Annotated in this window: 8 protein-coding genes; 4 read left to right on the top strand and 4 right to left on the bottom strand. The window is 56.2% G+C overall.

Annotation, left to right across the window (positions count from 1 at the left end; genetic code table 11):
- Window positions 1–1,079: retropepsin-like aspartic protease family protein (locus B2R17_RS21915; protein WP_414707389.1), on the bottom strand; the 1,079-nt coding region annotated here is incomplete at its 3' end.
- 318 nt (window positions 1,080–1,397) lie between these two features.
- Here B2R17_RS21915 and B2R17_RS21910 point away from each other — a divergent pair.
- The 4 genes from B2R17_RS21910 to B2R17_RS21895 all read left to right on the top strand — a co-directional run bounded on the left by B2R17_RS21910 (window position 1,398) and on the right by B2R17_RS21895 (window position 4,950).
- Window positions 1,398–1,646, top strand: a complete 249-nt coding sequence (locus B2R17_RS21910) for a DNA gyrase inhibitor YacG (RefSeq protein WP_008655834.1) — start codon at window positions 1,398–1,400, stop codon at window positions 1,644–1,646.
- A gap of 256 nt (window positions 1,647–1,902) precedes the next feature.
- A complete protein-coding gene (gene greA / locus B2R17_RS21905) occupies window positions 1,903–2,382 on the top strand; it encodes a transcription elongation factor GreA (RefSeq protein ID WP_007339475.1) in 480 nt (159 codons plus the stop codon).
- A complete protein-coding gene (locus tag B2R17_RS21900) occupies window positions 2,379–3,137 on the top strand; it encodes a hypothetical protein (RefSeq protein WP_286765668.1) in 759 nt (252 codons plus the stop codon). The genes greA and B2R17_RS21900 overlap by 4 nt, the downstream gene beginning before the upstream one ends.
- Before the next feature lie 571 nt (window positions 3,138–3,708).
- On the top strand, window positions 3,709–4,950 hold the full coding sequence (locus B2R17_RS21895) for a DUF1559 domain-containing protein (RefSeq protein WP_286765822.1): 1,242 nt from the start codon (window positions 3,709–3,711) through the stop codon (window positions 4,948–4,950).
- 106 nt (window positions 4,951–5,056) lie between these two features.
- Here B2R17_RS21895 and B2R17_RS21890 read toward each other — a convergent pair whose 3' ends face one another.
- The 3 genes from B2R17_RS21890 to B2R17_RS21880 form a co-directional block, all read right to left on the bottom strand.
- Complete coding sequence (locus B2R17_RS21890; protein ID WP_286765667.1) at window positions 5,057–5,665, bottom strand: NfeD family protein; 609 nt, start codon at window positions 5,663–5,665, stop codon at window positions 5,057–5,059.
- A complete protein-coding gene (locus tag B2R17_RS21885; RefSeq protein ID WP_286765666.1) occupies window positions 5,665–7,929 on the bottom strand; it encodes an NfeD family protein in 2,265 nt (754 codons plus the stop codon). The genes B2R17_RS21890 and B2R17_RS21885 overlap by 1 nt, the downstream gene beginning before the upstream one ends.
- A gap of 121 nt (window positions 7,930–8,050) precedes the next feature.
- Window positions 8,051–9,322 (bottom strand): dicarboxylate/amino acid:cation symporter, encoded by a 1,272-nt coding sequence (locus B2R17_RS21880; RefSeq protein WP_008668958.1) that lies wholly within the window; start codon window positions 9,320–9,322, stop codon window positions 8,051–8,053.
- Between the last annotated feature and the right edge of the window lie 83 nt (window positions 9,323–9,405).

Here is a 9,405-nt window from a genome sequence, read left to right as displayed (position 1 = left end):
GCTCGCGCGGCGATGGGCTCCAGGACCGCACACGAGACGTCTTTGGCTTCGAACTGGCCGACTCGAACGGAATCCAGTTTGACTCGTTTGGCAGAGATTTCATCACCGTTGGCCATCACCAAACGCAGGAGCGGTGCGTCGGTCGGGATTTCGACTTTGAGTTCCTTGGCTGCTTCGGCGGTCAATGTCACCAGCGTCGCACCGCTGTCGACGATCATGCGAATGGGTTGGTTGTTGACGCTGGCGGTCACATAAAGCGAACCGTTGCGTTCGATTTCCAACGGGATCGATTCAGAGAAAACTTCTTGCTCGATCTTTGCAAGTCGTAGTTCGATCGTCTGCAAAATGTCTTCGGCGGAGATGGATGCGGGAACGCTCTGGTTCGCGTTCATGACTTGGACCGCGATTTTGACTTTGGGATCTTCCAGCGTTTTCGCGAGCACCGTCCGCAACGCGTCCAGGTCTTGGCGGATTTGGAAAACGGATTCCGCATAGTCTGCTTGTTTGGTATTGAGCGAGGATCGATGCTCGTTGGCGCGTTCTTGTGTCTTGGTTCGTTGCGATCGAAGTTGGCTGACGCGAGTTCGGTTGGCGTTGATCAACGCGACGATTCGATTGTTTGACCCAACGTCGTTTCCCGCGACGCGTGCCAATTGCAGATTCAGTTCAGCGTCTTGGTTCTCCGAGGCTCGGATTTGGTCGTTGATCTGCTGGACCTGGCCCAGCACCGCGTCGAGTTCCTTTTGTTGCAGAACCAATTCGCGTCGTTGTTTGATCAAAGCGGTCATCGCCCGAGCGATCTCAGCTGATTCATTCGCGATCAATGACTTGCCGCTGCGACGCAGTCCGGCTTCGTGAAGGATTTTTTCCGCCTTGGCTTCGACACTGGCGGAGTAACGAGTCACTCGCGGCGTGTCGGCGGTTTGGTCATTGGTCTCGTTGGCTTCCTGGTTCGTGGGTTCCTGACTCGGTGCTTCCTGGGCCGGCGATGGGGCTGTGCCGAGCGTCGCTAGGAAAACGGCACAGGCCAATGTCACCCATGCCGACGGTCGGCCAGGCCGTATCTCAATTGAGTTCAACGCATGTGCCGATTGGCAGGGGCGGTTGCTCGTTTGGAGGCGGCGATGGCATTCGGATTGCATCGGGCGAGCTTGACGAAAGGACGTGGGAAAGCCAGTTTGATTGACAGCGGCGTTGCGGGCGAACGATTGACTCGATCGAATCCTGTCTACAGCAAACAAGTGCAGCGAAATTCGCGTGCCAAAGTCTCGATCGCATGCGACCAGGACGATTGTAGCAAGCCCTCCTGCGGGAGGAGGCTTTTTCCACCGCGAGATTACTGAGTGCGTCGCAGAAATTGCGCTGCTTGACCAACTGAACCGACTGAGGAGCCTTGCATGGAACCGCCCGTCAAAATCAATTGCCCAACATGCGGCCGCCGTTTTCTATCGGATGAGACGCCGGCGATGCCGTTTTGTTCCAAGCGATGTCAGTTGGTCGATCTGGGACGCTGGATGAATGAGGAGATTGGATTGCCGCATGAAGGTGACCCTGGTGATGCGCCGGTCGAGTACTTGGATGATCGTGATCTGACGCAGCCAAGTCCCGAGCGACAGAATGAGAGCTTTCATCGATTCAGCGACTAGCGTTAAGAAAGTGGCTTGCGGTCGGTGGCTTGGTTTGCGACCGGTTCGGATCGCCCCGGCGGATCGTTGCTTTTGAATCGGTTGAAATGAATGTTTGGTCGGCTTTGGAACGGAGCCCACCATCGCCGGTCGATTCGGTCCTGGGACTGGACTTTTCAATCTGACTGGTCGACAATTGCGGTTTGCGAACGAACCTTTCCCTCGGGGAAGGTTTCTTTTTTTATGTCTCCAGCCAAACACATGTAGGATCGCGACAATGGTTGAATCGGTACCAATGACCCGAGAGGGCTACAACAAGATCAAGGCCGAGATCAATCGCATGGAAAACGAAGAGATGCCCATGATCGTCCAAAAGATCGCGGAAGCTCGTGAAGAAGGTGACTTGAAAGAGAACGCGGAATATCACGCCCAGCGTGAGAACCAAGGCATGTTGATGGCGAAGATCAACGAGCTGCGTGACAAGATCGCTCGCGCGTCGATCATCGACGTCTCGTCGTTGCCCAAGGATGAAGTCGTGTTTGGTTGCACGGTCACGGTGGAAGACGTTGCCTATGGCGACGAAGAACAATTCACTTTGGTTGGCGCCGGCGATGAAGATTACGACAGCGGCAAGATTCTCGTCACCAGTCCGTTTGGTCAGGGCTTGGTTGGCAAGAAAGTCGGCGAGACGGCTGAAGTCGACGTGCCAGCAGGCAAGTTGAAGTTCAAAATCCTGAAGATCGAATTCAATCTGTGAGCTCGGCCAACGATGAAAACGAACCAGCACCGGAGTTGACCGCAGCTGGTGCCGATCCCGATTCGACGTCCGCCGGCGACTCGAAACCTCAGAGCAGCACTCCGGAGCAACAAGAGCCGGGGTGCATGCCCATCGTGGTTGCTTGCACGTTGCTCATGGGAATCGTGTCATTTGTGTTTTGTGGCGTCACGACGTGGGTGTTGTTTCAAAAACGCACGGAAGTCGCGATCCGTACGTTGGTTGGCTACGTCGACGTGATTGAACAGAGCCTCTTGCCGCCGGACGAGAAGAAGTCGGTCATCGCTCAGTTGGAATCGACGATCAAAGAAATGCGAGCGGATGACTACCCGCAGGAAAAAGCGTCCGCGGTGATGCAGCGTTTGGTGCGTTTACCAATCCCGCAGTACGGCGAGCTGGACGTGATCGACTCGTTCGTCAAAGAAAATTTTGATGACGAAGAACGCGACGATGCGCTGAAACAGATTTCTAGGTTGCGGCGTGCGATTGAGCTTGGCAAGGCAACGGTGATTGATGTCAATGATGTGTTGTTGCCAACAACCCAAGTCGACACGACTCATCCGCTCGGCCGTGTGCTGAAGCAACCGCTTGCGGCCGAAAATATTCGCGAAGTGGTCCAACGAGCGAAGTTGATCGGTGATCGTGAGAAGCTGGCTGACCAGACGTTCGCACGCAAACCAATCGATGAAATCTTGAAGCGAGAATTGAAAGCGGCCGTCGATCAGGGCGGTTTCTAGTTCCGTTTGTCCGAAGTGGAATGTGGCGGTCGTTCAACTTCCACTGTGATTTGGAACATCGGCTAGTCGGTGTTTCTTTCGCAGTTCTTACTCGATCGCGCGTTTGCGTGTCTGAGTTTTTGCTTCGATATTTGGTTTTCTGGCGGTGTGGTCGATCTCGGTCATTGACGATCCGCCAAAATGTCCAGCTCGGGATTGCTTGCAAACAAGATCGACCAATGGCGATTTTCTGTCGTTCTCCGCCATTAATCTTCGTTCAACCACCACACTTTCTGCGCCAGTTTGTTGTTGTCGTAGCAGTCGTTTTGAGAACGTCTCGCAGTTGGGGGGCAGCGGATCCGCGGCAATTCGTTGGCCGATTGCCGTTCGATCTGCCAGAAAGGCACTCATGTGCGTTGCGTTCGACCGCAAAGTTCCGCCAGTCCGCACGAGATGGTGCGTTAATACCCCACTCGAGCGATGGGAAGGGGGTTCTGAGTTGCAATTCCCGTCGTGGCTTGGAATAATAGTGTCGCTAGCGATCGAACAGACCGGCGACTGCCGGATCGCGTCGTCTCTTATCTCTTCGCCTATGGACACCGCCATGAAAACCAAACCATCCGGTTTCACTCTCGTTGAATTGCTGGTGGTGATCACCATCATCGGCATCTTGATGGGCCTGCTCATCCCCGCTGTTAACACGGCCCGAGAAACAGCTCGGCGAAACCAGTGCAGCACGCAAATCAAGAACTTGTCCTTGGCGGCGATCCAGTATGAGAATACGAAAGGTGAAATGCCGGGGTACGTCCAAAGTTTCGGACGTCACGATAGTTACATCGATCCGTCGGACCCGAGCAACTCCGGTGCCGCACTGGCCCCACACATGAAAATTGGCACTTGGGCAGTTGCACTTCTCCCTTGGTTGGATGCCCAACCAACCTACGAGCATTGGAGCGAAGATCGCTACCCAATTTTGCACACGAACGTCTCTGGTGCTGAGCACGAAGCGACCAGTGGTGCATCGGGAGATGGTTTCCACTCTTTGGCTGCACCAAACTTGGCGGTAATGCAATGTCCGAGCAACCCGGTTGCGGTTGGCGATTTTGCGAAGAATAGCTACATCTCAAACAATGGGTTGTGCCACAGCACTGGGCCGTCCAACTTCCTCAGTGCTCCATCGGGTTCCAGCGTTTTTGCTGAATCGCAAAACCGGGCCAACGGTGTCTTCAACTGCAAATACAACGTCACCAGCGTGAATTCACGCGGGGACGGCGTTCACGAATCTGAAGGACCAAGAGTGCGGCTGGATGACTTCAAGGACGGAGCCGGGAACACGATGTTGTTTGCTGAGAGTGTTCAAGCTCTTCCATGGAGTCGTGCCGGTTTCATCAATGCAAGTAATGTGACGCTCGCCGATCCGGCACATAAAGACGTCGTTTTCGTAGTTGAGAATGCTCGTTATGTCCATGGAATGGTTTGGCACTATGCAGATCCGAAAAACTCCGATGCGGCTTTGGCGTCTTTTTGGAACAAGAATGGCAACGCTGGTCCCCAGGTTCCAAATGCCGTTGTCGGTTTCTACAAGATCAACGGTGGCGGCACTTCTGTCTCAGACGAAATCTTTAACTTGCAGATGACAGCCGCAAACGCCGCGCAAATTGCTCGTCCATCGTCGGCTCACACGGACGGTGTGAATGCAGCTATGGCTGATGGGGGAACGCGTTTCATCTCAGATTCCATCGACTACCGAGTTTATCAGGCTCTGTTGACACCTCGCGGGAAGAGCAGCAATGTCCCATTCCCAGAGTATGTTCACAATGACGAAGAGAACTGATTGTCTCATTCTCAGCTAGTTCAAAGGAAACGGTATCTTCGGATGCCGTTTTTTTATAGCTGTGTCGTACTGCGAGTTGAGAGCCTGCTTGAGATACTCTGCCAATCTAAATATCCAGGTCGTCAAGATTGACTTCGTCGAGGGTTATTGCGGAGTCGGGAGAACGGGTCGGGAGAATTGGTTCTGGTGTTTCGGTGGGGGGTGGATCTTGGCTTTCCTCCGAGGCTGCTAGTCGCACCTGCAGTTTGCCGGATTGGACTCGGACGACTTTGATGGGATCTCCGCTGTCGATTGGCATTCCCGTGCTGACGGCGTCGACCTTGTGGCCGTCGACGATGATCCTGCCGGCTGGTAACAGGTTCGATGCTGCGACTCCGTAGCAGCCAACCAAGTCAACTAGCGGTGTGCCGTCGGGGGCTGTTGCTGTTGGCGTGGTGCTTCTCGAGTCGCTTGACCGCCGGTTCAGGATTTCTTTGCCAATCGCTGTTTGGGGCCAGAGTCGCAGGACGATGCTGAGCAGGATCGGTGTCAGCACCAGCAGGGCCAAAATCACTGCTAGGGCGAAGTTCAGGCTGACGGTGAATGCGATCAGCACAGCTGTGATTGCCGCAGCGACAGCGAACAGCCCGAGCAAGCCTGCGCTCGGGACCAGGATTTCGGCGATGGCCAGCGTGAAGAAGATCACCAGCAGGCCGATCGTATACAGAATCGGCATCAATCCACCGCCTCGACGGTGATTCGATTTCCAAGGACTTGGATCACGCGAATGGATTGGCCGGCGTCAATCGCGGTGGCGTCGCTGACAACTGGCACGATTCTCTCGCCAAATTGCGCCTTGCCGCTCGGACGCAGTGGCGTGGTCGCTTTGCCAGTTTGTCCCATCAGATCGTCGTAGTGGGCCAAGCGTTCAGATTCATCCAGGTTCGCCTCGGGCACACCCATCGAAAGTCCCGTGGCGAGGGCGGCTTGAGGCAGATACATCCGCACCAGAATCATGCCGAGAACGCATCCGCCGAGCCCACCCAGTGCGACCCAAAGGCCTCGTGTGAGCTCACCGAGCTGGTAGGCGTTCTGCGGAATCACAAACGTTTGGCTCATCAGCATCACGCCGATCGCTGTCAAAATCAGGCCGCCGACTCCGAAGACTCCGAATCCGGGCAGTACAAAAATCTCGATGCCGATGCAAGCTAACCCCAGTCCAAACGCGAGAAGTTCGGCCCATTCGGCGGTCCCCGCGAGGTATTTGATCCAGAAAAAGAATGCGAAACAGACCAGGGAAATGAAGCCGGGAAGGCCTAGTCCGGGGGCGCTCGCTTCGATTGACAGCATCATGAAGCCAATCACAAGCAGCGACATGGCGAGACCGGTTTGGCCTCCGAGTCGTTCGACCCAGCGGACGATTCCACGGTCGGATAGTTCCGGCGGAACCTCGTTCAATCCCACTGACGCGGCAGCTATTTGAAGTGATTCGGAGGTTGCCTCGGCCAGCCCAAGTTCGATGGCTTGAGCAGCGTTCAGTCCAGACCCGAGTTCGATCTTTTCCATCCGCTGCCAATCGCTAGATTCGTCTTCGTTTGTCTCTTGGCGAATCTGTTCAGACGTGGCGTATCGGACACGTCCCGATCGACGGTGGACGTATCGATGCACGGAAAGGGAAGGATCCAGCATTCCGCGAATCAGTGCGGCGCTGCGCCCGGTTGATTCAGCAACCATGTCAATCAATTCTGATTGCCGTCGCACATCCTCAGGCGACATCGCATCTGCACCGCTGCCGCCGATCGTCGCTTCGGGCGACATCAGCAGGGGTTGGCAGGCCAAAGCGATCAAGGCTGCGTCGCCCCGGGCTTCACCAGTCACCCAGCCACCGACGGCCTGGATCGCGATGCCGGGATCAGCCAATGTTGCGGCGAGCGATGCGCTGCGATTTAAGTTGCCACCGGGAGAATCGATGGCGACCAGCCATGTATTCACGTCCGGTGAATCGATCGAAGCCGCCAAGTTGCTCTTCCACCGGCGGACTCGGGATCCGGTGATGTTGCCAGTGATTCGGACCAATCGTCCAACCGCTTGGTCGACCGAACGTGGATCGTCACTTTGCAATTCCTTCAGTTCCAGCCAGTCTGAAACGGTTGCCTCCGAATCAACGACTGCTGCAGCGGCACGGATTTGCCGAAGTTGGTTCGCGTCTAGCACGAGCGGTTCACCGGCGTTCGCCAAGGTGGTTTCGGACACGACTCGCCCGTCGGATCGGGCAGCCAGCAGCGAGTCGCCTGATAGGAAGCTCGATTCGTCATCGATCAAGTTGACCTTTGCGACTTCAAGACTGGAGTCGACTAAACCATCGACCAGCTCAGTAGGGATCAAGGCTCGTCGTCGAGCGATGGACTGGTACAGGACGCCGATTGTGTCATCCAGCTGAGGCTCGAACCGGCCGGCGTCGCCGATTGAACCGGCGGATGAAACCAAAATCGTTTCGGAGGCGAGCGGCAGTAGCACGTCATGACCGCTGACCGCTCCATCGACCCAGGCGACGACTCGGACACGTTTGAGGTCAGCGCTGGAAATAGCACGCGCGATCTTGAGAGCATCCTCGAACGCGGTCGCTCGAGTGAAGGAGGTTCCGTCGCTCTCGTTTGCCGGTTGATTCTCAGGCGGTCTGCCGGTGTCGGTTCGTTCGTTGGAGCCGGACTCTCGCAGTCGCATAACCACTGTGGTTCGGCCGCTATCGGACGCGTCACCTCGTTTGGACGTGACGGCGATTTGAGACAGCCGGGCCAAAATACGATCAACATCGCGAGCGGTTAACGGCGACGGAACATCGATCAGTACACCGGTATCAGGCGTCGCGCTCGTTTGTGCCCATCCTGACCGGGCGCAAAGTATGCAGAGGAATGCGACCACCAAGCACCAAAGCGATCGCCCCCAGCCGGGGACCACACTGTGCCGGAAACCAACTAAGACGAACCATTGACCGCTCATGCCAAGATTATACGGCGGATGGAAGGCAAAAGACCATGACTGGCCTGAATCGCCCGCGAATATAAAGGTCGCGTGAAGCTTGAGTTCCCGACGGAGGGTAGACGCAAAGTCGCAGCGGACTCTACGTCGTCGTTGTGGGTTCGGTTTCGGGAATCGTTGTCCCCACAACCGCCGCGCCGACGCTGTCACCCAGCACATTGACCGCGGTTCGAAAGCGATCGAGCAGCCAGTCAACGGCCAGGATCAGTCCCAGGTACTCCAGTGGCAATCCGACCGCTCCCAGGACAATCAGCATCGTGACCAGCCCGGCTTCTGGGATGCCCGCTGCCCCAATCGCAGCCAACGTTGCCGTGACCGCGACGATCAACTGATCCGATAGCGTGAGATCAAACCCGATGGCTTGCGCGATGAAGATCGCCGCGGCGGCTTCGTACAAAGCAGTGCCGTCCATGTTGATCGTCGCTCCCAGTGGAATCACGAACTCGGTCGAGCGTTTGGAGACTCCAGCCGATTCGGCGCATTCCAATGTGACTGGCAAAGTCGCAGACGAGCTGGCCGTTGAGAACGCGGTCAGCAACGCTTGGCTCATTGCCCCCATGTAGTGATAGGGATTCTTTTTGGTCACGACGTAGTAAATCAGCGGAAGGACCACAAAGCCATGGATCGCGAGCCCGATGATGACGGCGGCGAAGTACCAGCCGATTTGGCTGATCTCCTCGTAGAAGCGGCCCTCCGCTTGGGCCTTGCCAAATCGGGCGGCCACCAAACAAAAGATCCCGATCGGTGCGACTTTCATCAGAGCCATGACGAATCGCAGGAGGAGATCATTCGCTTCCGTGACCAGGGTCGCGATCGAGCGAACGCGATCCATCATGGTTGTCATCAAAGCTCCGATTGCGATCGTGAAGACGATGATTGGCAACAACTGTGTGTCCGCTGCGGCAGCGAACAAGTTGTCGGTGATCAGCATCAATGCCAAGTTCTCCAGCACGACGCCCATGCCCGGTGCTTCGGTTTGCCCGTTGGGAAGTTCGGCTCCCTGGGCGAACTTTTCCAGAACCGCGGGATCAACCGTTCCGTCACCCGGTCGAATGACGTTTACCACGATCAATCCGATGATGACGGCCAAGACGGTTGTGCAGAGGTAGTACCCCACCGCGGCCGCGCCTGGTCGCCCCAATTGCCGGACGTCGCCAAGCCCCAGCACGCCGCACATCACCGATGTGAAGACCAGCGGAACGACGATCATTTTCAACGCACGTAGAAAAAGCTCGCCGCCGATTTCGAAGTGAACCGCGATTTCCGGGACGCTCAGTGCAACCGCGATCGCCGCCACAATCGCACCCGCAATCCAATAGGTCAGTGACTGATTGTGTTTGGGTGATTCCGTCATGCTTGTTCCCTGGGAGCGTCCATCACGCGGGCTTGTCTCTTCACAGCGACACAAAATAGCGGTTTCTTTCCGACCTCGCACGG

Origin of the sequence: Rhodopirellula sp. UBA1907 (assembly GCF_002337565.1) — a bacterium.
Taxonomy (GTDB): domain Bacteria; phylum Planctomycetota; class Planctomycetia; order Pirellulales; family Pirellulaceae; genus Rhodopirellula; species Rhodopirellula europaea.
The sequence above is the reverse complement of the archived record's forward strand: the minus strand, read 5'-3'. Positions and strand labels throughout refer to the sequence as shown.

Excerpts from the sequence above, each read along its gene's own strand:
- B2R17_RS21910 (WP_008655834.1), top strand. The coding sequence starts at position 1,398 with ATGGAACCGCCCGTCAAAATCAATTGCCCAACATGCGGCCGCCGTTTT.
- greA (WP_007339475.1), top strand. The coding sequence starts at position 1,903 with ATGGTTGAATCGGTACCAATGACCCGAGAGGGCTACAACAAGATCAAG.
- B2R17_RS21895 (WP_286765822.1), top strand. The coding sequence starts at position 3,709 with ATGGACACCGCCATGAAAACCAAACCATCCGGTTTCACTCTCGTTGAA.
- B2R17_RS21890 (WP_286765667.1), bottom strand. The coding sequence starts at position 5,665 with ATGCCGATTCTGTATACGATCGGCCTGCTGGTGATCTTCTTCACGCTG.
- B2R17_RS21885 (WP_286765666.1), bottom strand. The coding sequence starts at position 7,929 with ATGAGCGGTCAATGGTTCGTCTTAGTTGGTTTCCGGCACAGTGTGGTC.
- B2R17_RS21880 (WP_008668958.1), bottom strand. The coding sequence starts at position 9,322 with ATGACGGAATCACCCAAACACAATCAGTCACTGACCTATTGGATTGCG.